This window comes from Sungkyunkwania multivorans (assembly GCF_042675645.1).
Taxonomy (GTDB): domain Bacteria; phylum Bacteroidota; class Bacteroidia; order Flavobacteriales; family Flavobacteriaceae; genus Sungkyunkwania; species Sungkyunkwania multivorans.
Window position 1 is genome coordinate 678,832 of record NZ_JBHTJH010000004.1, and the last position, 23,757, is coordinate 702,588.

The following is a 23,757-nucleotide window of genomic DNA, read 5'->3' on the forward strand; positions in this document are numbered from 1 at the left end:
AGGATGCTCGTTGAAAACTTCGCGTTATTAATACTAAAACCAACTTTATGCCTACAACACAAGTAGCAATACCAGAAAAATACCAGATTCAAGAGCTGATCAAACAAAATACCTATTTGGTCAATGGGGAATTGAAAGAATGGAAGGGCGAAATGACCGATGTATTCTCTTCGATCCGTACCGAAAACGATAAAGGCGAATTTGCGCCAACCTTGCTTGGAAGTATTCCACGCATGCAAGAGGAAGCTGCTCAGGAGGCATTATCTGCAGCTAGAAAAGCCTACGATAAAGGCAAAGGAGTTTGGCCCACCATGAAAGTGGCAGAACGAATCACCGCGATGGAGACTTTCGTAGAGATCATGAAGACCAAACGTGAGGAGGTTGTGAAATATCTGATGTGGGAAATAGGGAAGAACCTTCCAGATTCCGAGAAGGAATTTGACCGCACGGTAGAGTACATCTATGACACCATTGAAGATTATAAACAAATGGATAGGGATAGTGCCAAGTTTCATAAGAATAGTGGTGTCTATGCACATATTCGTCGCGGACCGCTCGGGGTAGTGTTGTGTCTTGGGCCTTATAACTATCCTTTGAATGAGACCTTCGCCTTGTTGATTCCGGCCATCATTATGGGCAACGTGTGCATCTTTAAGCCCGCAAAGCACGGAGTCTTGCTACTATCACCTCTCTTAGAGGCTTTTCATAAGGCATTCCCAAAAGGTGTAGTGAATATCGTTTATGGCAGGGGAAGGGAAGTGGCAGCTCCAATCATGCAAAGTGGGCGAATCGATGTCCTTGCCTTGATCGGAAATAGCAAATCTGCCATAGCACTGCAGGATCAGCATCCTAACAAGAATAGACTGCGTTTGGTACTTGGATTGGAAGCAAAGAATCCAGCCATTATTTTACCGGATGCCGATCTAGATCTTGCGGTGGATGAATGTATTGCTGGAACACTCTCTTTTAACGGTCAGCGATGTACTGCTTTGAAGATAGTATATGTTCATGACGAGATCAAAGATGCATTCCTTCAGAAATATGCGGCAGCCGTGGATGCCCTGAAGTTCGGAAACCCGTGGGAAGATGGCGTAAAATTAACGCCGCTGCCAGAGCCTGGAAAACCGGATTATATTCAAGAATTAATAGATGATGCGGTTAGCAAAGGCGCCAAGGTGATCAATAAAAAAGGAGGTGAAGTTTCAGAGAATTTTATCTTTCCAGCCGTCCTATTCCCAGTAAACAAAGAAATGCGTGTCTATCATGAAGAGCAATTTGGTCCCGTTGTGCCGGTTTTATCCTTCAGCGATATCGAGGAGCCTATCAATGATATTGCCGATAGCAGTTACGGACAGCAGGTAAGCCTATTCGGGAAGGATGTTTACTCATTGGCACCTCTGATAGATAATCTTGTAAACTTGGTGTGCCGAGTTAATCTCAATAGTTCCTGCCAACGAGGCCCAGATGTCTATCCATTCACCGGAAGGAAGGATTCTGCTGTGAGTACCTTAAGCGTTCATGATGCGCTAAGATCCTTTTCTATCAGAACATTCGTGGCCTCCAAAGACAATGAGCATAATAACGAAATTTTAGCGAAGTTGTTAGCAACTAAGGTTTCCAACTTTGTTAGTACAGATTATATACTTTAGACAGTATATATGTTTAGTTAGTTTTAGTTAGCAGAAAGCCTCCTTAGTGGAGGCTTTCTCTATTTATGCACTTCATCTCAATGCTTGTTTTCAATATCTCTTTCTTCGAAATCGTTTTTTAATTTCTTATACTTCTTTATCAAGGTTATTTGTCGTACTAAAACAATGACAAGTAGGAAAAGAAAAACTACTATGGCAATAGAGATCCAAGGATTTATACTGCCTATATCTACCACACTTTCTGATTCCATTATCTGGTCGTTTTTATTTCGTTTGCGAAGGATACCAGTCCAATTGCACTACCTCGATATCCTGCTCATTTTCGCCCTTTTGAACGAGCGCTTTGAATTTTTGCACATCACTAAAATCGGGTTTACCGCGGTAATGATAGGGATATACTTTTTTGGGTTTGAATTCCAACACGGCATCAGCGGCGCGCTCTACAGTCATGGTATAGGGGAGATTCATGCAAACAAAGGCTTTGTCGATGTCCTTTAAATTGCGCATCTCTGGAATATCTTCTGTGTCGCCCGAAAAATAAAGACGTTGCCCTCCCATGTTCAGCACATAGCCATTGCCACGTCCCTTCTCATGGAATTTTAGAGCCTCTTCTCTTAAATTATACATCGGGATGGCCTCGATCAGGATCCCAAGACGCTCTTTGCTTTCGCCATTGTTCAGTACATCGATCTGAGCAGCAAAGGTCTGAGGCATTTTGTCGGCCACTGCTTGAGGGACAATAATTTTCGATTTTGAGGTATTCAAAGCTTGTAAGGTTTCCAGATTATAATGGTCCCCGTGGATATCGGTGATCAGAATGAGGTCTGGAGCATTACATCCTTGAAAGGCCTCGGCACCACCGGTTGGATCGATGTAGATCGAATAGCCGTTCCACTCTAGAACGGCGGTGGCATGTTGGATTGGTCGTATTTTGATCTCTGAAGTGTCTTTTTTGACTACCTCCTTGACTGCTGTCTCGGTCGCCGAACTATCTTCTTGTGATTCTTTCTTTTCTGTCTTGCAGCATACAAGCAAGATCATGCTAAAGACCCATGTCAATGTACTCGTTTTCATAGCGTTGATGGTTTTGTATAAAGATACTAACTTTTTAAAGCTTATGTCGCTAACTTACTAAGAAAAGCGTTGCATCAGGTCATCCACCACGGCGGCTGTTCTTTGGTGCGCTTCTTTTCGTATAAGATGTTTCGGTGCGGCCTTTCGTTCTTTACAATCTGCAACCGAACATCGTTCGCAAGTAACGCCAACAAGTCTTTTTTTGATGGTCTTGTCCTCCGTAAACAATACTTTTCTTTTAAGATGGGCCGAGATCAGAAAGCCTATACTGATGCTACGATAATAATGTTCCCTAAACGGATCTGCTGTTGCAGACGATAGTACTAGGTATTCGTTGTTGCTATCATCATATTGAGAGATCTGAATGTCAAAGACATGTGCATCTTTGGTCTTGGTGATTTCCTCCAACGTCTTTATCGATATCCACCTGCGGCAATAGTGCTCGTTCGTCTCATTGGCTTGGGGTGATTGCTGATGGGTGATATGCAGTTCTTTTTTTAGATGGAACTTTTCGTCTCCTGCACGATGCGTAAATCGCAAGAAGAACAAGTCCTGTAATTTGAAGTCCTTTGGTAAGATGTTAGTAAGCCTTTGATAGAAAGATTCAGGAGAGGCATTGTATTCCGACATCATTTTTATAAATGCCTTTGGTCTAAAGCTTTTATTCTTGAAGAAGGTTTCCAGCTGGGGGACCAAGGTCTTTCTTGGAATGATCAGGGCTCCGGCGAAATAGGATGCATAAAAGTTGTTCAAGACCTGGTCGAAGCTTTTAAATTTTATCCAGGAAAAAGTATATAATCGTTCGTCATAGGCCAAAAAATTGTAAGCGATCTCCTTAGCGTAGATAAAGGTGCGTTGTGGTTCATCCATAGAGCTGTCTAGAAGCAAGGTCTTTGTTTTGGGAACAAAGACCGAACGAAGGCTGTTCAATTCTTTATGTTTATCCAATTCATCATTGTTGATCACATAGCCATATTCTTCGATCAAGATCTCTTCGAGTTCTTTGCTAGATATAGGCTTGCTAAGGTCTATATGATAGGCCTCTGCAAAATCTTCTACCCGTTTCTCGATGTCTCCAAAAAAGTTGTTGTTCGCCTCTTGATAAGACCGCAGCGATGCCAGAAAGAAACTTTCTCGACTTAGATTGTAGTTCTGCGCGATTTCAATAATGGTACTGATAAACGCGTTGACCTTTGCTGGGGCCTCGGCAATGATATCGATGAGGTCACTTTCCTGAATGCCAAATAGGTCCAATGGGATCTCCTTTAGGATCTTGGACTGAAGGATCTCTCCAATAGGCGCCAAATTCTTATCCAATTTGATCGACACCAATTGGTCATAAGGGACGTCTAGTGCTTCCGAAAGGATCACGATCTTGTCGGTCTTTGGGTATTTTTTCCCTTTTTCTATTTCGTTGAGATATGATTTTGAAAGCCCACAAAGTTTAGAGAGCCCAAAAAGTGAAAGGTTTCTATCTGTGCGTATCTGCTTGAGTTTGAGCCCAAAAATAAGGCGTACATATTCTTCTTCTATCATGATAGAAACAAATATAACAACTTTGCGGAAATTAAAAAATTAAAGAATTTTAAATATTTAGCGAACGTTCGCTTGTTTTTTAAAATCCTTTGTTTTAATATTGTCCAATGAAAGGAAATAAATGCAGAACATGTTTAGTGGAAACACCTGCATTCTACATCTGAAAAACACAGACAATAAAACAATTTAACAGCAATAGATCAAAACCTTACAGTTATGGAGAACATCACAATGACCACACACAAGATCCAGTTCGCAAAGGGAGTACAGCAATACTTCCCTGAGGTTCTTACAGACGAGGCACTCGATTTTTTAGCGACGCTTCACGAGAGGTTCAATACACGTCGTCTGTCATTGCTTAGGCAACGCGAGTTACAGCAGTTCGAATTCGATAAAGGGAAATTGCCAACCTTTCCAGCGGAAACGGCGGATATACGAAATTCCGAGTGGACTGCTGGGAGCATTCCAACAGACCTTATTGACCGAAGAGTGGAGATCACCGGGCCGGTCGACCGTAAGATGGTGATCAATGCATTGAACTCTGGAGCCAAAACATTCATGGCCGATTTCGAAGACAGCAATGCACCTAGCTGGATAAACAATATCAAGGGGCAGCAGAACCTTTCAGATGCGATAGATGGAACTATTTATTATTACGACCCGGTCAAGGACAAACCATACAAACTTAAGGAGGAGACCGCTACATTGATAGTTCGTCCGAGAGGCTTGCATCTCCAAGAACGCCATCTGCTCATTGGAAATGAAGAGGCCGCTGGGAGTTTGGTGGACTTTGGATTATATGTATTTCACAATGCAAGAAAGTTGATTGCGCAAGGAAGTGGCCCTTACTTTTACCTCCCAAAGCTAGAGCATTATCTCGAGGCAAGATGGTGGAACGATGTGTTCATCTTTGCACAAGAATATCTTGGTGTTCCCAAGGGCACCATCAAAGCTACCGTGTTGATCGAGACGATCACGGCTAGTTTTCAATTGGACGAGATCATCTTTGAGTTAAAGGACCATATCGTCGGACTCAATTGTGGGAGATGGGATTATATATTTTCTTACATAAAGAAATTAAAGGGGCAGCCAAACTTTGTGGTCCCCATTCGAGACCAGGTGACCATGGAAACACCTTTTATGTCGGCTTATTCCAAGTTGGTGATACAACGCTGTCACAAACGTGGTATTCATGCTATGGGCGGAATGGCGGCACAAATTCCAATAAAGGGAAATCCTGAGGCTAATGAGGCTGCCATGGATAAGGTGAGAAAAGATAAGGAGCGGGAGGTGAAAAATGGCCACGATGGTACTTGGGTGGCACATCCGGGATTGGTGGCGCTAGCAAAAAAGGTCTTTGACGAGAACATGCCTACGGCCAATCAAATCCATGTGAAGCGTGCCGATCTTAAAATTACCGAGGCAGACCTGTTAGAGCGTCCATCCGGGACGATCACCGAGGAAGGTATCCGAAAGAATATCAATGTGGCCATACTTTATATCGAGGCTTGGCTGCGCGGAAATGGGGCAGTCGCACTTTACCATCTTATGGAGGATGCCGCAACGGCCGAGATATCTAGGACACAGGTTTGGCAATGGTTGCATTCACGTGCCTATTTGGCCGATGGCAGACAACTTGATATGGAGCTTTATGTTCAACTGTTTGAAGACGAAGTGAGAAAATTGAAGGTACAGGTGGGTAAGGAGCGTTTTGAGAATGGTCAGTTTGAAAACGCCATCGCACTTTTCGAAAAACTGGTCGTCCAAGAAGAATTCGAAGAATTTCTGACCTTACCAGCCTACAAGCTGCTTTAGAAATTCAACAAAGACAATAGTTATTCATTAATAAGAATCCCCATTTTTTAATGGGACAGGGATACTACATCCCAATCGAGAACAATAGTAGTACTAATTAACACTTTTAAAAATGACAACACAAGAGCGAATTCAGCAATTAGTAACCGATTGGACAACCGATCCACGTTGGAAAGGAATCGAACGCCCTTATACCGCCGAGGAGGTGGTTAAGCTACAAGGGTCTTATCGCATTGAACATAGCATAGCGAAAAGAGGTTCACAGATTCTTTGGAAGAAACTGAATACTCAAGATTGGGTGGCCGGACTCGGCGCCTTAACAGGAAACCAGGCTGTACAAGAAGTAGAGGCAGGCCTCGAAGCAATATATCTCAGTGGGTGGCAAGTGGCGGCCGATGCTAATTTGGCCGGTGAGATGTACCCCGATCAATCGCTTTATCCTGCCAATAGCGTACCGATGGTCGTAAAGCGCATCAACAACGCCTTATTGCGAGCAGATCAGATCCAGTCTGTAAATGGGGCCGAAGTGAAAAAAGACTATTTGGTGCCCATTGTTGCTGATGCTGAAGCTGGTTTTGGAGGTAATTTGAACGCTTTCGAATTGATGAAGGCAATGATCCAGGCCGGTGCTTCTGGGGTGCATTTTGAAGATCAATTGTCCTCGGCTAAAAAATGTGGGCATCTCGGAGGCAAAGTGCTTGTGCCTACGCAAGAGGCCATCAATAAATTGGTAGCTGCTCGTTTGGCTGCAGATGTGATGGATACACCTACGTTGATCATTGCCCGTACCGATGCTGAAGCGGCCAATCTTTTGACGAGCGATGTCGATGATAGAGACAAGAAATTTTGTACAGGCGAACGTTCTAATGAAGGTTTTTTCTACGTGAAGAATGGATTGGAGCAAGGGATCGATCGCGGTCTAAGCTATGCGCCATTTGCAGACCTCATTTGGTTGGAGACGTCCACCCCAGATCTACAGCAGGCTCGGAAATTTGCCGAAGCCATCCATGCCCAGTTTCCTGGTAAGATGTTGGCGTATAACTGTTCGCCTTCCTTCAATTGGGCGGCAAAATTGAGCGTCGAAGAGATGGAGACGTTTAGAGAAGAACTTGCCAAAATGGGATATAAATTTCAGTTCATCACCCTGGCTGGTTTCCACGCTCTAAATACAAGTATGTTCGAATTGTCCAAAGCATACAAGGAACGTGGTATGGCTGGATATTCAGAACTTCAGCAGCGCGAATTTGCCTTGCAAGAACAAGGTTTTAGAGCTGTAAAGCATCAGTCCTTTGTAGGGACCACCTATTTCGATGCAGTACAAAACACAGTTACCGCGGGCACTGCCTCTACGGTTGCGATGAAAGGTTCTACCGAGGTAGCACAATTTTAGTGATATAAAAGTAGTATCTGCTTTTATTTTTTGATGTGATTTTCTTTAAAAAGGCGCCTCGATTCATTGTGGCGCCTTATTTATTTTAAGGGCTTAATATATTTTGATTATGTATCTGTATTTCAGCCTTGTCCGATCGAGATATTTTGCTATTTTTGCATGCCCTCAAACTTAAAAGAATTGAAAAGTTACAAAAGCAGTTGTCCCGTTAACTTACTTACGTTTGTCTCTATATGTTTTCTCAATTTTCTTTCATTTGGTCAAGTTGCCAATGAAAGAGAAATGTTGGATTCATTGCTTCATAAGGCCAGCGACGAGTACTATGCCTACAACTACAAGGAATCCTTAAAATATAGCGCCAGACTGGTCCAATTGGCCAGGGAGTTAAACTATCCAGGCTATCAGGCAGAGGGCTATAATTTTATTGGCATCATTTACGAGAGCATCGACGATATAGAAAAGGCACAAAGAAATTATGAACGATGCCTTCTCTACGCCATGAAGTCCAAGAACGACACCCTCATTTGTTGGAGTTACAATAACTTGGGGAATATTTTTGGTCAGCATGAGGAGACCATGGACCAATCCATAGAATACTATAAGAAAGCATACGATATTGGCAAGCGTTTAAATATTCCTGCCGAAATGATGGGAGCCAAATTGAATATTGGTTGGAGTTATATCGACAGCGGTAAATTTGAGGAAGCATATCCTTATCTGAAAGATGCGGAGCGATATCTAAAAATGGATAGCAATACGGAGTCGTCTTCGCAATTAAATTTCCTATTCGGGAAGTATTATACATCAAAAGAACAATATTCTTTGGCCACCTCATATTTTCAATCTGCAATCTCCGATGCAGAGGCTGGCGGTCACGTCATTGAAGCTTCTAGCGCGTATCTGGGTTATTCAGAGCTCTTGAAGGCGCAAGGGAAAAAGGCTGAAGCGTATGACGCTTTGCTAAAGCACATGGAAAATGAAGATAGGATCTATGACAGCAAAAAAATAAAACATCTAGAAGCTGCGAATATAAAATTTGAGCTAGAGGAATATCAGAGTCAGTTGGATGCTTCCAAGAAAGAAAGAGACAGTCAACAACTTACATTGGAAAAATCAAAACATACCATATATGCGGTCTCTATAGGTGCGATCATTATGCTACTTTTCCTTTTGACGCTTTTTAAGACCAACAGATTTAAAAGGGTAGTGATCAAAGAGCTAAGTGTCAAAAATAAAGAGCTACGCGAGGCAAAGGAAAAGGCAGAGGCACTTTCTAGGTCCAAGACGGATTTCTTTTCTACCATAAGCCATGAATTGAGAACCCCACTGTATGGAGTCATAGGATTGACGACGCTTCTAATGGAAAGTAAAGATGTGGAAAAGAACAAGGAGTATTTGACATCCTTAAAGTTTTCGGGAGATTATTTGCTTTCGCTTATCAACGATGTTTTACAATTGAACAAGATCGATTCTAACGGGGTGGTGTTATCGCCACGCGAGTTTAACATATTTAAACTGGTAGAGAAGGTCATTGCCTCCTTTGAATATGCTGCGCAGGAGAACAAAAACGTGTTGCATGTTGCCTTGGATAAGAATATCCCAAAGAAATTACTTGGAGACTCTGTTAGAATCTCTCAAATATTGGTGAACTTAATTGGCAATGCGTTGAAGTTCACGCACAACGGGAATATTTGGCTTTCAATAACACATCAGTTAGATAAAGGAAAGCATCGCCTTCACTTTAGTATAAAGGATGATGGCGAGGGCATCCCAAAAGACAAGCAAGAGGATATCTTCAACGATTATCTTCAAGTGAATAGGAAAGAAAACGACATTTCAGGTTCTGGCCTGGGGCTGGCCATAGTAAAACGTCTCTTGCAACTTTTTGGAAGTGAAATAAAGTTGGAGAGCGATATAGGTGAAGGGGCCACATTTACGTTCGACCTCTTGTTGGACACACCCGCTAATTGTGTTTCAAAAGAAGAGCTCGAATATATAACAGGACGGCTCAAGAACAGGAAGGTACTGATCGTGGATGACAACAAGATCAATCAAGTAGTGACCAGGAAGGTGTTAGAACTTCAAGGCATGCATTGCGATGTTTGTGATAATGGATATGATGCTATAAGCAAGGTAGAGGAGAACGTTTATGATCTTGTTCTGATGGATATTAACATGCCCGACATCAATGGTATCGAGACCACACGCAGCATACGTAGGTTTGATACAAAAACACCGGTCATCGCCTTGACTGCCGTTGGAATTGAAGAATTGGGTCAGGATCTATTCGAGGCCGGCATGAACGATTTTGTGCTTAAGCCCTACGAAAAATCGTTATTGTTCAAGGTGGTCTATAAGAACATCACTATCGCGGATTACGAGAGTCACCGTCTTGTAACGTCAACTGCATCTTGATGTTACTTCTCATATAGGGAGCATTGTCTTCTAGTTCAATTTCCTCGAATCCAAACTTTCTATAGATATAAATGGCGTTTTCCAGCTTTGTATTCGAATAGAGCATAAGTGTTTCCCAGCCTTGTTGCTTGGAAAATTCGATACAGTGTTGCATAAGCTTTTGGCCAATTTTCTTTCCTTGAAATTCCGGGGATACGGCCATTTTTCCAAGTTCATACGCACGATGGCCTACCTTGATCAAAGAATAGCAACCGGCTATTGCTTGCCCTATCTTCGCAAAGAAGATATATCCCCCTTTTTTAACGATGGTCTCCTCACACTGTTCTAGCAAGACGACATCGTGGGGTTCTACGACAAAATATTTTTCCAGCCAAGCAACGTTCAAATCTCGAAAGTCTGCGGCATATTTTGGCTCGAAAGGAATGATATGTACCTTTTCTAATTGTGTCATATGGTGCATTTGAATAATCTGTTCGCTAAGCGTTTTTTTTTGAATAACCTGCTCAAAGTGTTCTAGATGTTCGATCAAATGATCTGAAGGGTGAGAGGTGCATTGTTTCACCACTATCTCGATACTGGCCCAGAGAGGACGCATCTCTGATACCAAAGCGGTTCCTTTTGGACTCAATGAAACCAATTTTTTTCGTTTGTCCAACTTATCTTCATGGATGTTCAGCAGTCCTTTTTTGTTCAATTTGTTGATGGCTTGGGTCGTCGCAGGTTGTGTCACGGCTAATTTTTTGGTGATTTCTGCCGTGGTCACGACCTCATGATCCAAGATGATCTTCATCACTGGAAACAAGAATGGGTCGAAATCAATATTGAAGTGGTCATAAACTTTCTGAATTTCTTTCATGACCCTATCGCTCAGCCTTCTCAATCTCGACCCTAAGACAAGCTCCCGACAGCTCTGTAAATAATCCATAAGTTATTTATATAAGTGCTTATGTAAATATATAAATAAAGGTTGAACATTTCGAACTGAAGGGTCAAATAAAGTCCGTGATCAAATAACTCAGCAGCTTGCCTATCAAGTGCTGTTCTTCAGGGGAATTGACATCTGGAGCCGCCTCACAAATATGTAAATAGGCAGCATTCTTTTGCTTTCCGAAGAACCGGACGTACTTTCTTGCCTGGGTTGAGGAGAAACCGCTAGGCGTTCTGGCACTGCTTGGAATATTTTCTATGGCATCCACATCCAGTTCTATACCAAAAGGAGATTTTTTTATAAAGTCCAACGCTTTATGTAGCTGGTGGTCAAAACTTTTCACTCCATCCACTTCCAATTCTTCAAAGGTATTGTATTGAATTTGATGGGCGGATGCTTCTAATTTTTCAAATAGCTTTTTAGAGGTATAATTCTCATGAATGCCAAAGACGAAATAGTTCTTAAGGAATCCCTCTGCCATGGCATAACTAAAACCATTGCCGCTATGCCTTCCGCTGGTGGCCCTCAAATCGGTATGGGCGTCAAAATTTATGACGTTTATCCTCTTATTATGGGCCAATGCCGCTCCCTTGATGATTCCGTAGGCATTATTATGACCACCTCCGACAAAGACGGGTGTTTTTTTGGCAGAAATGATCTCAAAACTGAGTTGAGTGACTTCCTTGTCGATGACAGCTACCGATTCATAAAGCCGCTCTAGCGATTCGGGTATGGAGGGACTGAGATCTTTAGCCTCTTTCTGTAATTCTGAAAAGTCCAAGCAACCCAACAAAAGCAAAGCACTTCCCTTGTTGTATTTGTTGTGCTGTGTATTCAAGAGTGCTGCTAACGTTGGTTCCCAAGCATTGGCTGCCCCAATGCGGCCAAGATTCGCTTTGACACCAATATCTTCCTTGATACCGACAAGTACGTATTTGGCGTCGCTTCGTATCAATTGCTCATGTAGGTTTTGATGACTTTCTAAAGTTAGCACGCGCTCACCAAATTTGGTTTCGCCTTTACGCTTCTTTACCACAGCATCTACCTGCGCCTTATTGTAAACCTTTAAGTATGGCATCAATTTTTGGGTTTGCTCAATGCTAAGATACATTTTTCCCTAATCTGCCAGAGTTGTTCTAACGAAAATCCCAGATTTTTTTCAGCGCTCCAATTATCCAAGAACTTCCTGTGTAAGTTCCTTTTATAATGGTTGATCTGATCAGCTGATATTTCCTCCTCATAATATAGGCTATCGAGAAACTTTGGCACTTTATTTTCTTTGAATGTTAGATCCACCAATGTTCCATCGATCTTCAAATACGTATGTGCCTCAGGTAACTCCGCTATACCTGCTTGTAGCAAAATGTCTCCTATCCTTGGAGTATTCGAACTATTCATTAGGTAGATACCTAGAAAGAGTTGCACGGCTTTCCAGTCATTTTCAATGGCCAATTGTTTTATTAATCCATGCTTGGAGCTGCAACTACCTTTCTTTTCGCTTAACACTAGACGTAGGTCGTTTCTTGAACTGGTCCTGCCATAAGGCAAATTCTTAATATAATCCAAAGCTGATTCAAGTTCGTATATATTAACCCTTGCAAAGGCTTGGGAGATAGATTTGTCCGAAATTATTTCGAATTTTGTTAACAAAATATTACTGTTAGATATAATAGTTTTCTAATTTAGGAGTTCTTAACCAGTTATAGAACCCATTTTTTAACAACCTTAAAAATTATTAATTTTAAATAACCTTACTTATGGAAAGTTCAAAGAGTAACAAAGGTTTTAAAGTAGCTTTAGGTGTCTTGGCCGCACTATTATTGGGTAGTGTTGTATTTGGTACCAAGTTGTATTCCGACCAGAAACAAGTAGCGATGAACCTTGAAGAGGATAAAAAGGAACTCATCAAGGAATATGAGGATATAAAGTTGGACATGGAGGAGATGGAGGCCGAGAATGATATCCTTAATCAAGATCTTGCCGATTTTAGAATGCGCATCGACAAATATGTAGATTCGCTTAAATCCGCCAAAGCCGATGTCGCTTATCTAAGACGATTCAGAAAACAAGTGCGTATTTTAAAAGATGAGCGCAAGCGACTCATGGCAGAGAATGATTCGTTACGTTCTTCAAACAGATTGCTCACCCTTGAGCGCGACAGCACTTTGCTCGCCTTAGATGCCGAGCGTCAATTCACAGACTCACTCGCGGTACAGAATCTCGAATTGGCCAAGATCGTGGCGGAAGGCTCAGCGATTACCTTATCAGGACTTAATGCCGAAGGTATCAAGGTACGTTCGTCAGGGAAGCTTGTCTCTACAGAGCGGGCCAAAAGAGCCGATAAAGTTAGAGTGTGTTTCTCTCTTTCTGAAAATAAGATCGCAAAATCTGGTGATAGAATGTTCTATCTTCAGGTACTCGACCCCAATAATAATGTGTTGGGCGAGAATGCCATACTTTCGGAAGGTGAGGAATCATTGAACTATAGCAAAAAGACCAAATTCTTCTATGAGAATCAGGTGTTAGACGTATGTGATTATATCGACCCTGCATCTGGAACGGAACTCGCCAAAGGAAGATACATAGTCAATATCTTTGAGGATTTTAAATTGGTATCTCAAACGGAGTTTACATTGAAATAAAAATTTGACCATAGCATCATTTGAAAAAGACCTCTTACTGAGGTCTTTTTTTATACTTCTTTTCCATTTAGCAATACTTTGTCGATGCAGTTGCTTCCAAAGGCATAAGGCAAAAAGCCGTAACTGGGAATTTCTTTGGTGATGATCAAATTTGCTTTTTTTCCTTTGGTGATACTGCCTAGTGTTTTAGAGAGCCCCATGGCGTACGCCCCGTTAATGGTTGCAGCATTGATGGCCTCTTCTGGAGTCATCTTCATCTTGATGCAAGCGGTGCTGACCACAAAATTCATATTTCCGCTGGGGGTGGAACCTGGATTATAATCGGTCGCCAACGCCAACGGAAGTCCTGCGTCGATCATCTTTCTGGCTGGGGTATATGGAATACCCAGAAAATAAGAGCAGGATGGAAGCGCTACTGGCATGGTGTCCGAACCCTTTAACGATTGGATATCCACTTCTCGCATTTGCTCTAAATGGTCAACCGAAAGGGCCTTGTGCTTTACGCCGACCTGAACGCCTCCTATCGCTGTGAACTGATTCACATGGATCTTTGGAGTCAGGCCTAATTTCTTCCCCGCTGTGAGCAGCCTGTCAGTATCTTCCACCGAAAAGTAGCCCGTTTCACAAAAGATATCGATATGATCGGCTAGTTTTTCCTCCGCAATTTTTGGAAGCATTTCCTCTATGATCAGATCTAAATAGCTGTCTTTATCATTCTTAAACTCTTGGGGAACAGCATGAGCGCCAAGGAATGTTGCTTTTATAGGTAGTTCATAATGCTGTTGTAGTCTTTTGATGACGCGTAACATCTTCAATTCGGCATCGACCGTTAGTCCATAGCCACTTTTGATCTCGATGGCGCCTGTTCCTAGCTCGATCACTTCTTCGAGGCGTTTGGCAGATTGATCAAAGATGTCTTCTTCTGAAGTCTGTTGTAATGTCTTTGCTGAATTTAAAATACCACCACCCCGGTTGGCGATCTCTTCATAACTAAGCCCGTTGATCCGGTCTACAAACTCTTGTTCTCTATTTCCTGAATATACGATGTGGGTATGGCTATCACACCAAGTGGGAAGCACCATTTTTCCTTTGACATCGATGGTGCTGTCTGCAGTCCTTAAAGATATGGCCGACATAGGTCCAAAATCAACGATGATTCCGTTTTCGATATATAGAAACGCATCTTTTATCGTTGGGAGTTCTTTCATTTCTGAACCTGCAACTCTTTGTACTCCAGAAGCTCTGACCTGAAGCAACTCCTTGATATTTGTAATAAGTGTGGTCAATTGCTTAGTTTTAGTTATTCAAAGGTGAATATTTTTTAACTTAAAAAATAATAAAATTTGAGAGAGCCAATATCGATAATGCTTTACTTGGTTCGACATCTCACTATCTTTAACTTCAAAACCAATCATATGCAGACCATAGGGCTTATCGGCGGGATCACCTGGCAATCGACCATCCTGTATTATCAAATATTGAACGAACTCGCCGCAAAACGCTTAGGAGGCAAACACTCGGCAAAATGTATCATTTATTCGGTTCAATTTGAAGAAGTGGCAAAGCTGCAGTCTGAAGGGAGATGGGATCTATTGAATGATATGATGGCAGAGACCGCAAAAAACCTGGAAGCGGCAGGAGCAGAGCAGCTAATCATCTGTGCCAATACAATGCATCTATGTATCGGTGCCATTCGTGAAGCTGTAGGTCTTCCAGTGATTCATATTGCCGAGGTCACCGCACGAGAAATAAAATCCAAAGGATTAAAAAAGGTGGCTTTGCTAGGTACGAAATACACGATGGAGAAGGAATTTTTCAAAGATGTTCTTAAGAATTTTGGGATAGCAGCGATCATTCCAGAAGAAAAAGACAGAGCAGAGATCCATAGGGTGATCTACGATGAACTCTCCAAAGGGAGGATATTGAAAAGTTCGAAAGACTTCTATATTAAAATCATAGAAAACCTAATCGACCAAGGTGCGGAGGGTGTGATCTTAGGATGTACCGAAATTCCATTATTGATACAAGATGATGATATTTCAAAACCTACCTTCAATACAACTTTGATTCATGCTACGGCTGCCTTTAAAGAAGCCATCAAAGGAAAAACGCTGACCTAGGTCAGCGTTTTTATCATCTGGTTTTTCATTTTTCATTATTTCAATCCGCCGGTCATATCCTCTGGCTTTACCCATTCGTCATATTCTTCGGCTGTGACATATCCTAGATTGATGGCCTCCTCTTTTAGGGTGGTGCCATTTTGATGGGCCGTATTGGCGATCTCGGCGGCTTTGTAGTAGCCAATTTTCGTATTCAATGCAGTGACCAACATCAGTGAATTATTCAGCAGTTCTTTGATGCGCGAATGATTCGGTTCGATGCCCGCAGCGCAGTGTGCTTCAAAAGAGAAACAAGCATCACCGAGTAATTGAGCCGATTGTAAAACGTTCGCCGCCATCATCGGTTTGAAAACGTTCAATTCATAATGGCCTTGTGTACCTCCTATGGTCACCGCAACATCATTACCCATAACTTGGGCACAGACCATCGTTAGCGCTTCGCATTGCGTTGGGTTTACCTTTCCAGGCATGATCGAACTGCCTGGCTCATTTGCCGGGATGATCAGCTCTCCAATCCCAGATCTTGGCCCAGAGGCCATCATTCGTATGTCGTTGGCGATCTTATTCAGCGAAACGGCCAATTGCTTCAACGCTGCGTGGGTTTCCACAAAGGCATCGTGAGCAGCCAATGCCTCAAACTTATTGTCAGCCGTCTTAAATGGAAGTTCTGTAAAAGTGGCAATGAACTCAGACACACGCTTTGCATAGCCTTTTGGGGTATTTAGTCCAGTACCGACGGCAGTTCCTCCGAGCGCTAGTTCCGATAAATGGTCCAAGCTGTTGTTCAAGGCCTTCAGGCCATGGTCCAATTGTGAGACATACCCGGAAAATTCTTGCCCCAGTGTCAAGGGTGTTGCATCCATAAGGTGTGTGCGACCAATTTTAACGCAGTCTTTGAACTCCTCTGATTTCTTCTTTAGGGTATTCCTGAGTTTTGTAACACCAGGGATGGTCACTTCCACGACCTTCTTATAAGCCGCGATATGCATTCCGGTAGGGAAGGTGTCGTTAGAAGACTGAGATTTGTTAACGTCGTCATTGGGTTGAATGGTCTTCTCCCCCTCTCCAATCGTATTACCCGCGATTTCGTGTGCGCGATTGGCAATCACTTCATTTACATTCATATTGCTCTGTGTACCAGAACCAGTCTGCCATATCACCAAAGGAAATTGGTCGTCGTGTTTTCCAGCTAGGATCTCGTCACATACTTGAGCGATCAGATCTCTTTTCTCTATAGGCAATACCCCCAACTCACAGTTGGTATAGGCGGCTGCTTTTTTAAGGTAAGCAAATCCATAGATCACTTCAATAGGCATGGAGGCCGGTGCCCCGATCTTAAAGTTGTTGCGAGAACGTTCTGTCTGCGCTCCCCAATATTTATTGGCGGGTACTTTTACCTCACCCATGGTATCTTTTTCAATGCGGTATTCCATGTTAGCTGACTTTTAGATGAAACAAAGTTACGTTTTCGTATTTGAGTTCAAAAAGGGATACAAGGATTTTTTCACAAAAGGGCATTACCTTAAAAATCCGTTCTCTTTTGGGATTCATTTTAAATAGATTTTACCAATTATTTATTTGCAAAATCATGCCTTATTGTGGTATCTTTGAACACGAATTCGAAAATTTCCGGAAATTATGTTTGAATTTGACCAATATCTAGGCTTCTTAGCATTCCTATCGATCCTTACCATAGGATTTTGGTTGATGATTTTTTTATTGACCTTCATGATCCCTTACTGGGTGGGTGGTTCTATAATAGAAATGCTCAAGGAAAAGCGTGAAGCTAGAAAGGCAAAAGCTCGACAAGAGTAAAAAAGAATCCCGCTAACAGCGGGATTTTTTATTGTGGCCAATTCAAATCCTAAAGGAAATTACCAGCTGCATCTGTCTTTACGCGAATGCGCTTATCACCATTTTCTAGTATAATTTTGTATTTCTTGTCAGTACCTTTTTTATTGTGGTAGCTAACACGATATACATCCTTTGCCACTTTCCAATTGGGAAACCTCTCCGTCAATGCCATCATGATGGTCTTGGGTAATCTTACATTCTCAAACTTTTCAATAGTACGTATGATCTTTCCATCTTTATCATATGCGGCAACGATCTTCCCTTCAGGTATGTAAAAAGAAACTTGGTATAGATCGTAGTCATCCTGATACAGCTCCGAACCCTTAAGATCATAAGTGGCTACTTTTTTCTCAAGCATCTTAACCGGTACCGCAGCGCTCTCCGATTGTACATTATCCAAATATTTATAATTGACGGCCATCACAGTGACCTCAGACAATGTCTCCTCTTTGATAATTTGTGCGATCATAGGCACGATCATACCAAAGGCCAGTAACGTTAAAATTAATTTTCTCATGGCTTTGTTGTTTTAGTTATTGATATTTCAGTAATATGAACTGCTCAGCTCAATAGTTATAAGGTACGTCGAAGACAAAGACAAGACAATGATTTTGCTCATGCGAACGCTTAAAAAGTGCAAATTTTTATATGTACTATTTATGGAGGTGTGATTTTATTCGAAAATAGGGGGTATATCATCCTAAATCATTGTGAATCAAGTAAAAAGAGATATATTTAAGTAATTCTCTCAAAATATTTTTCCTACCGCTATGCTAATGTTCAACTAAACCACTGACCATGAAAAAAATCATCCTTATTTTTTCGTTAGTGACCTTTGTCACTACCAATGCACAAACATTATCGGGAATGGTAAAAGACCGATCTGGAAATCCTATAAAGAATGCTCTGGTCTGTCATGCCAATACTCCAAGTACATGGGTAAAGACCGAAGCCAATGGAACATTTTCGATCCAAGGATCGGTAGGGACCAAATTGCGCATCGCTGCTTTGAAGTTTGACACCATCGACGCCTACAGGGCGAATTCTACAAACGGGAATACCATTACCATGTCTGATGACCCCTATTTAGCAACTGATGTTTATCACATCAGTTTCGATCATCTGCGACCAGGAGCCTCCTATAGCAAAGCAGAGCTCAAAAAGGATTTCCCTGTGGCCTATGGCAAGGGCTTCTACGAGCGCAATCGGGCGTCCACAGATCGGGCATATATCGATTATGATGAAAGCGTGGATCCCAATGGAGTTTCATTGAGGATCAAATTTCCAAAAGGGAAGCTCAAGACCTCAAATTCGGGAGTTGATACACGAATACCGCTTGCAGGCACCTTCAATTCAAACAACTTTAGATCGGAGGATCTCTATTTGTCCTATTGGATAAAGTTCAGTGATAATTTTGAATTTGATAAATGCGGCGGCAAGCTTCCCAGTTTGGGAGGGACCACCTACAATACGCGAGATGATTCTTGGAAAGGGAGGATCATGTGGCGAAAAGGGGGAAGCATACAATTTTATATGGAACTTCCCGATAACCGCTTTAGACCAACGAACGACGAGCGATTTTGGGGTGATCTGGTTAAGAGCGGCTCTGGGATCTGCAATTTTGAATATGAACCCTATCTATCTTCTGATGGGTGGCATAACATAGAGCTTCACTACAAGTTTGAGACTCCTGGCAGAAACGACGGTCTTTTTGAAGGCTGGGTCGACGGCGTGAATTACGATTTTATGAATGCCACTGTCTTTAACAATTATCGTCCGGCCGGTACCACTCGCGAGAATATCACTATCAACAGAATATTGATATCTGCATTCCTCGGTGGGTCCTCGGAAGATTATGAGCCATCCGAAGATATTTATGCATGGGTCGACGAGTTTAGGGTGTCGACACGGCGTATAAATGAATATGATACGTATCGTGAGAAATTTGCTAAGGGACCGATTGGAAATGATTTGTCAAACGCCTCGACCATTTACCCAAATCCAAATAGTGAAGGGGTGTTTTATTTAAAAACATCGACCAACTGGGAAGTGTATACCCTGCTTGGACAAAAGATATTGGCGGGAAAAGGGAAGAAGATCAATATCAAAAACCACTCGAAAGGCGTCTATTTTGTTAAGATTGGCGATTCCACCAAAAAAGTGATCATTCAATAGAAATTAGTAGTCATTTTTATGAATAAGAGGGTGATTCCCCTGGAGTATCCTCTTTTTTTTGAAAAATCATCAATGATTTATAAGTTCGGAAGAAAAACCAACATGTAAAGCGGTAAATGGTAAGGTGTCATTTCATACAGAAAAGGGGATAATTTTATCCAACCTTCTTGTTTTTAATAGGAAAAACCATAATTTAACCGCCTCAAATTGAAAGAATTGTCCAAAATTTTATTAAGAAAAACCTACTATGAAAAGAATTATTACGCTTCTACTAATCGGGATGCCCCACTTTTTTTATGCACAAACATTAAGCGGAACAGTTAGGGATGACTCGGGCACACCCATCGAAAATGCTCTAGTTTCTATTTCCGGTACGCCGACCACATGGGTAAAGACAGATGCCAACGGAATCTTCTCAATTTCAGGGAATGTTGGAGACAATCTACGTGTTGCCGCGTTAAAGTACGATACTTTAGATGCATTTACGACGACGGGTAGTACTGGAAATGAGATCACCTTAAATGACGATCCTTATTTATTGACAGATGAATATCATATAAGCTTCGACCATTTACGACCTGGTGCGTCTTATAGCAAGGTAGAACTACGCGAAGATTTCCCTGTGGCCTATGGTAAAGGATTTTACGAGGCCAACGATCCTTCTACCGACAGAGCTTATATCGATTATAACGAAAGTATCGACCCAGGAGGAACATCGCTTCGCATCAGATTTCCTCAAGGGAAACTTAAAACCGCGGACTCAGGGGTAGATACTCGGATTCCTTTAGCTGGTACCTTTAATACAAACAATTACCAGTCCGAAGACCTTTATTTATCATATTGGATAAAATTCAGTGATAACTTTGAATTTGACAAGTGTGGAGGTAAGCTTCCCAGTTTAGGAGGGACTACCTACAACACTAGAGATGATTCGTGGAAAGGGCGGATCATGTGGAGAAAAGGTGGAAGCATCCAATTTTATATGGAGCTCCCAGATAATAGCTTTACACCGACCAACGAAGAGCGATTTTGGGGACCACAAGTGACTCCAGGGTCCGATATCTGCGAATTTGAGTATCAGCCTTATTTATTTTCGCCAGGGTGGCACAATATAGAACTTCACTATAAATTTGAAACTCCGGGGATGAATGATGGCTATTTTGAAGGTTGGGTAGATGGTGTGAACTATGATTTTATGGACGCTACCGTTTTTAACAACTATCGCCCTGCAGGTACAACTCGCGAGAATATAACGATCAATCGCATTTTGATCTCTGCCTTTTTAGGTGGGTCTTCAACCGAATATGAGCCTACACAAGACATCTTTGCTTGGGTCGACGAATTTAGAGTGTCAACGACCCGTATCAATGAATACAGCACCTACATGGGAACACTTTCAACAAATGAGGTAGAAAACAGAGAAACTCTCAATGCCGTATATCCAAATCCAAGCGATGATGGGATGTTTTACCTAAAAAGAGATGCGACCTGGGAAGTGTATAGCTTACTTGGACAAAAATTATTCGCGGGTGAAGGCAAGGAAATTAACCTTCGCAACAGAAATAAAGGGATTTACTTTATAAAGATAGACGATACCACAAGAAAAGTGGTTATTAAATGATCTAACTTTTCATAATAGAAAGCCAAGAATTGTTCTTGGCTTTTTTTTTGCCTTCGAAGCTCGTCATCCTTCAAAATCTAAATCATCATCCCCACCATTGCGTTGACGATCGCGCTGATTTTTCTTCTGATTGAAACGATAGGTGAACGTAGCTATTATCGAACGCTCTCTCCATTGAAACTCGCTATAGGAGAACGTGTTTGGCGTAAAGCTTTCAGATTTGCGTTTTCGAATGTTAAAAACATCACTTACGTTGAGGTTTAAGGTGGCCTTCTCCTTAAAAAAGTCTTTGCTAAATCCCGTGTCTGCAGAGAATATCCCCTGGTTTTTGCTTTGTGCGGTCTCTGAAGGTCCACGATAAAAAAGGCGTGTTTGCCAAGTTATCTTTCCCGGTAAGGTATAGGTGTTGTTGAAGCGTAAGAACCAACTGATGTTTTCGGCATCAAAATTCTGACCGTTAAAGTCCCCTCTAGTGATCGATTCGAAGAAATTGAAATTTCCATTCATGCGCCATTTTCGGCTTGGGTTGTAAGCAAGCGTGAATTCAAAACCATAGCGGTCGTTCTTTGATAGGTTAACAGGAGTTCTGCGCAATACAGGAACACGGACTTCGGACGGTGTTCCAGACTCCCCGCTTACAACAACAGTTTCTCCGGTCTCTTCGGTAATAAAGGTGAATGACTGTGTTGCCCGTTGAAAATAGATGGAACTGTTAAAGGTAAATTTTTCCCAACGTTTCAGATACCCGAGGTCTAGTCCATTGGAGTAGCTGGGGTCGATATCGGGATTTCCTTGAAAAAGGTTGGTTGCGCTACTTCGAGACGGAAAGGGATTGATAAATCTTGATCGAGGCCGACGGATCCTACGATTATATCCAAGTGTGAGGCTTTCGGTTTCGCTAAACTCATAGGCCAAATTCACCGTTGGAAACAAATCGGTATATCGTTTGTTATTAAAGTCGGCAGTAGTGATCTGATTGATGTTGATATTCGATTCCTCCATACGAAGGCCAAGTAGGTACGAAAGTTTTCCAGTTTTGCTGCCAAATTGCGCGTAAAAGGCATTGACATATTCACGATAATTTAGAATGTTCGAAAGATCTGTATCATTCACAAAGAATCCATTTTCTTCGAAGGCAACTGTATAATCATTGGTCTGATCGGCAAAGGTCCCGCGATAGCCCGCCTCGAACTGGCTTTCTTTCCCAATAGGTAACACATAATCTGCTTGAAGCAATATTCGTTGCTGATCTTCAAGGGTCCTCACAAATTCTCGTTCAACACTACCATCACCGACGATTTCGGTATCGACAATGATGGATTTTTCGTCCTCAGTGCTGTCTTCATGCTGAAAATCGAAACTCAAAGTGTGTCCATCCTCTTTGAATTTCTTTTCATAATTCAAAGAGAACTGCAGTGTCTTGTCATCTTCCACCTCTGGATCAAAGCGCTGGGTTTGACTCAGAAGATTTCCATTTGGGTCAAAATTAAAGATGTCATTGATTGTATTTCTTTCATTATCGCTTTTTCGATATAACACGGTTCCTGTTAAAGACGAACTCTCATTGATGAAGTATTCGATACCAATATTTGTATTAAGCCCCTTTCTCACTCGATTAAAATCGCGCGTCTCTTGGCTTGAGCCGGTTATTTGTTCGCTAGCGTCAAAAAATGTATTGTCCGTAAAGGAGTTTCCAGGCACTTCTCTATAGGTATAACCGCTATTGGTGAATAGGTTCAGTTTCTCAGTTCTGTAGTTTATGTTGGCAGATGCTCCGGCCACCAATGGATAACCACTGCTTAAGGTGATGGACCCATTTAGACCTTGAATCTTACTTCGCTTAAGAATAATATTGAGGATTCCAGCGGTTCCTTCGGCATCATAACGTGCAGAGGGGGAGGTAATGACCTCTACTTTTTCAATGGCATCGGCCGGTAGCTGACGCAGCGCATCCGTACCACTCAATCCAACCAATGCCGAAGGCTTTCCATTGATCAGGATGCGCACATTGTCATTACCGCGTAGTGAGATGGTTCCTTCTACATCTACGGAGACCGAGGGTACATTATCTAGTACATCGGTGACCGTTCCGCCTTGGGCAATAAGATCTTTACCCACATTGTAGATCCGCTTGTCGAGTCTGATCTCGACCTGCGTTCTCTCGGCGACCACTTCGACCTCGTCCAAGCTCGCTACATCTAAGGAAAGTGATATGGTGCCAAGCGACTTATTTGTTCGGATGTTCTGTCCTTTCAGTTCATAACTTTTGAAAGAGATGTATTCTACCCTTATGTCATAGTTGCCAGCAGGGATCTCCACTTCAAAATCACCTTTTTCATCGGTGATTCCTCCAGTAAGCAACTGCGTCCTTTGCGTATTCTGCAAGATCACCGTAGCATATTCTAGAGGTTGTTTCGTTTCCTGATCAATGACCTTACCGGTCACTTTGATTTTTTCGATATTCGATCGTTGGGAGAATCCTAAGGTCATACTTAACAATGCGACGATCAGGAAGATGGTTCTTTTCATTCGTTTTTC

19 protein-coding genes are annotated in these 23,757 nt (G+C 42.1%); 9 read left to right on the forward strand and 10 right to left on the reverse strand.

Annotated elements, in window-relative coordinates; genetic code table 11:
• Positions 1-47: 47 nt before the first annotated feature.
• Positions 48-1,649: an NADP-dependent glyceraldehyde-3-phosphate dehydrogenase gene (locus tag ACFQ1M_RS05890; RefSeq protein ID WP_386405292.1), complete on the forward strand. Its 1,602-nt coding sequence runs from the start codon at positions 48-50 to the stop codon at positions 1,647-1,649.
• A 77-nt stretch (positions 1,650-1,726) separates the two neighbouring features.
• Here the strand turns inward: ACFQ1M_RS05890 and ACFQ1M_RS05895 are convergent, their stop codons facing one another.
• The 3 genes from ACFQ1M_RS05895 to ACFQ1M_RS05905 are packed head-to-tail and all read right to left on the reverse strand — an operon-like array spanning position 1,727 to position 4,256.
• Entirely contained in the window at positions 1,727-1,900 is a 174-nt protein-coding gene (locus ACFQ1M_RS05895; RefSeq protein WP_386405295.1) for a hypothetical protein, read from the reverse strand.
• A 13-nt stretch (positions 1,901-1,913) separates the two neighbouring features.
• Entirely contained in the window at positions 1,914-2,723 is an 810-nt protein-coding gene (locus tag ACFQ1M_RS05900) for an MBL fold metallo-hydrolase (RefSeq protein WP_386405297.1), read from the reverse strand.
• Between the two features lie 57 nt (positions 2,724-2,780).
• The gene (locus ACFQ1M_RS05905) at positions 2,781-4,256 is read right to left on the reverse strand and encodes a helix-turn-helix domain-containing protein (RefSeq protein ID WP_386407070.1); all 1,476 of its coding nucleotides are present in this window, start codon (positions 4,254-4,256) and stop codon (positions 2,781-2,783) included.
• Positions 4,257-4,475: 219 nt separating this feature from the next.
• Between ACFQ1M_RS05905 and aceB the strand changes: the two genes are divergently transcribed.
• From aceB to ACFQ1M_RS05920, 3 genes are all read left to right on the forward strand, one after another.
• On the forward strand, positions 4,476-6,074 hold the full coding sequence (gene aceB / locus ACFQ1M_RS05910) for a malate synthase A (RefSeq protein ID WP_386405300.1): 1,599 nt from the start codon (positions 4,476-4,478) through the stop codon (positions 6,072-6,074).
• Positions 6,075-6,186: 112 nt separating this feature from the next.
• Positions 6,187-7,464 carry an isocitrate lyase gene (gene aceA, locus ACFQ1M_RS05915; RefSeq protein WP_386405303.1) on the forward strand — a complete coding sequence of 426 codons (1,278 nt, stop codon included), beginning with the start codon at positions 6,187-6,189 and terminating at the stop codon, positions 7,462-7,464.
• 180 nt (positions 7,465-7,644) lie between these two features.
• Entirely contained in the window at positions 7,645-9,879 is a 2,235-nt protein-coding gene (locus ACFQ1M_RS05920; RefSeq protein ID WP_386405306.1) for a response regulator, read from the forward strand.
• Here the strand turns inward: ACFQ1M_RS05920 and ACFQ1M_RS05925 are convergent.
• The 3 genes from ACFQ1M_RS05925 to ACFQ1M_RS05935 form a co-directional block, all read right to left on the reverse strand.
• On the reverse strand, positions 9,830-10,804 hold the full coding sequence (locus tag ACFQ1M_RS05925) for a bifunctional helix-turn-helix transcriptional regulator/GNAT family N-acetyltransferase (RefSeq protein ID WP_386405309.1): 975 nt from the start codon (positions 10,802-10,804) through the stop codon (positions 9,830-9,832). The two genes, ACFQ1M_RS05920 and ACFQ1M_RS05925, sit on opposite strands and share 50 nt — an antisense overlap.
• Before the next feature lie 64 nt (positions 10,805-10,868).
• Positions 10,869-11,885: a formimidoylglutamase gene (locus ACFQ1M_RS05930; protein ID WP_386405312.1), complete on the reverse strand. Its 1,017-nt coding sequence runs from the start codon at positions 11,883-11,885 to the stop codon at positions 10,869-10,871.
• Positions 11,885-12,457: a hypothetical protein gene (locus ACFQ1M_RS05935; RefSeq protein WP_386405315.1), complete on the reverse strand. Its 573-nt coding sequence runs from the start codon at positions 12,455-12,457 to the stop codon at positions 11,885-11,887. The genes ACFQ1M_RS05930 and ACFQ1M_RS05935 overlap by 1 nt, the downstream gene beginning before the upstream one ends.
• A gap of 107 nt (positions 12,458-12,564) precedes the next feature.
• Here ACFQ1M_RS05935 and ACFQ1M_RS05940 point away from each other — a divergent pair, with 107 nt between their 5' ends.
• Positions 12,565-13,449, forward strand: coding sequence for a hypothetical protein (locus ACFQ1M_RS05940; RefSeq protein ID WP_386405318.1), 885 nt, complete (start codon positions 12,565-12,567; stop codon positions 13,447-13,449).
• A gap of 50 nt (positions 13,450-13,499) precedes the next feature.
• Here the strand turns inward: ACFQ1M_RS05940 and hutI are convergent, their stop codons facing one another.
• Entirely contained in the window at positions 13,500-14,735 is a 1,236-nt protein-coding gene (gene hutI, locus ACFQ1M_RS05945) for an imidazolonepropionase (protein ID WP_386405321.1), read from the reverse strand.
• 129 nt (positions 14,736-14,864) lie between these two features.
• Here hutI and ACFQ1M_RS05950 point away from each other — a divergent pair, with 129 nt between their 5' ends.
• Positions 14,865-15,569: an aspartate/glutamate racemase family protein gene (locus tag ACFQ1M_RS05950; RefSeq protein WP_386405324.1), complete on the forward strand. Its 705-nt coding sequence runs from the start codon at positions 14,865-14,867 to the stop codon at positions 15,567-15,569.
• A 35-nt stretch (positions 15,570-15,604) separates the two neighbouring features.
• Here ACFQ1M_RS05950 and fumC read toward each other — a convergent pair whose 3' ends face one another.
• Positions 15,605-17,002, reverse strand: a complete 1,398-nt coding sequence (gene fumC, locus ACFQ1M_RS05955; protein ID WP_386405327.1) for a class II fumarate hydratase — start codon at positions 17,000-17,002, stop codon at positions 15,605-15,607.
• Between the two features lie 205 nt (positions 17,003-17,207).
• Here fumC and ACFQ1M_RS05960 point away from each other — a divergent pair, with 205 nt between their 5' ends.
• Positions 17,208-17,384, forward strand: a complete 177-nt coding sequence (locus tag ACFQ1M_RS05960; RefSeq protein WP_386405330.1) for a hypothetical protein — start codon at positions 17,208-17,210, stop codon at positions 17,382-17,384.
• A gap of 49 nt (positions 17,385-17,433) precedes the next feature.
• Here ACFQ1M_RS05960 and ACFQ1M_RS05965 read toward each other — a convergent pair whose 3' ends face one another.
• The gene (locus tag ACFQ1M_RS05965; protein WP_386405333.1) at positions 17,434-17,940 is read right to left on the reverse strand and encodes a nicotinate-nucleotide adenylyltransferase; all 507 of its coding nucleotides are present in this window, start codon (positions 17,938-17,940) and stop codon (positions 17,434-17,436) included.
• 281 nt (positions 17,941-18,221) lie between these two features.
• Here ACFQ1M_RS05965 and ACFQ1M_RS05970 point away from each other — a divergent pair, with 281 nt between their 5' ends.
• A complete protein-coding gene (locus ACFQ1M_RS05970) occupies positions 18,222-19,598 on the forward strand; it encodes a polysaccharide lyase (RefSeq protein WP_386405336.1) in 1,377 nt (458 codons plus the stop codon).
• 247 nt (positions 19,599-19,845) lie between these two features.
• Positions 19,846-21,219 (forward strand): polysaccharide lyase, encoded by a 1,374-nt coding sequence (locus tag ACFQ1M_RS05975; protein WP_386405339.1) that lies wholly within the window; start codon positions 19,846-19,848, stop codon positions 21,217-21,219.
• Between the two features lie 63 nt (positions 21,220-21,282).
• On the opposite strand, the gene ACFQ1M_RS05980 is transcribed toward ACFQ1M_RS05975, so the two are convergent.
• Positions 21,283-23,748 carry an outer membrane beta-barrel protein gene (locus tag ACFQ1M_RS05980; RefSeq protein WP_386405342.1) on the reverse strand — a complete coding sequence of 822 codons (2,466 nt, stop codon included), beginning with the start codon at positions 23,746-23,748 and terminating at the stop codon, positions 21,283-21,285.
• Positions 23,749-23,757: the final 9 nt, after the last annotated feature.

Bases quoted from the DNA above. Each gene is read 5' to 3' on its own strand.
- ACFQ1M_RS05890 (WP_386405292.1), top strand. From the start codon at position 48: ATGCCTACAACACAAGTAGCAATACCAGAAAAATACCAGATTCAAGAG.
- ACFQ1M_RS05895 (WP_386405295.1), bottom strand. From the start codon at position 1,900: ATGGAATCAGAAAGTGTGGTAGATATAGGCAGTATAAATCCTTGGATC.
- ACFQ1M_RS05900 (WP_386405297.1), bottom strand. From the start codon at position 2,723: ATGAAAACGAGTACATTGACATGGGTCTTTAGCATGATCTTGCTTGTA.
- aceB (WP_386405300.1), top strand. From the start codon at position 4,476: ATGGAGAACATCACAATGACCACACACAAGATCCAGTTCGCAAAGGGA.
- aceA (WP_386405303.1), top strand. From the start codon at position 6,187: ATGACAACACAAGAGCGAATTCAGCAATTAGTAACCGATTGGACAACC.
- ACFQ1M_RS05925 (WP_386405309.1), bottom strand. From the start codon at position 10,804: ATGGATTATTTACAGAGCTGTCGGGAGCTTGTCTTAGGGTCGAGATTG.
- ACFQ1M_RS05930 (WP_386405312.1), bottom strand. From the start codon at position 11,885: ATGCCATACTTAAAGGTTTACAATAAGGCGCAGGTAGATGCTGTGGTA.
- ACFQ1M_RS05940 (WP_386405318.1), top strand. From the start codon at position 12,565: ATGGAAAGTTCAAAGAGTAACAAAGGTTTTAAAGTAGCTTTAGGTGTC.
- ACFQ1M_RS05950 (WP_386405324.1), top strand. From the start codon at position 14,865: ATGCAGACCATAGGGCTTATCGGCGGGATCACCTGGCAATCGACCATC.
- fumC (WP_386405327.1), bottom strand. From the start codon at position 17,002: ATGGAATACCGCATTGAAAAAGATACCATGGGTGAGGTAAAAGTACCC.
- ACFQ1M_RS05960 (WP_386405330.1), top strand. From the start codon at position 17,208: ATGTTTGAATTTGACCAATATCTAGGCTTCTTAGCATTCCTATCGATC.
- ACFQ1M_RS05965 (WP_386405333.1), bottom strand. From the start codon at position 17,940: ATGAGAAAATTAATTTTAACGTTACTGGCCTTTGGTATGATCGTGCCT.
- ACFQ1M_RS05970 (WP_386405336.1), top strand. From the start codon at position 18,222: ATGAAAAAAATCATCCTTATTTTTTCGTTAGTGACCTTTGTCACTACC.
- ACFQ1M_RS05975 (WP_386405339.1), top strand. From the start codon at position 19,846: ATGAAAAGAATTATTACGCTTCTACTAATCGGGATGCCCCACTTTTTT.
- ACFQ1M_RS05980 (WP_386405342.1), bottom strand. From the start codon at position 23,748: ATGAAAAGAACCATCTTCCTGATCGTCGCATTGTTAAGTATGACCTTA.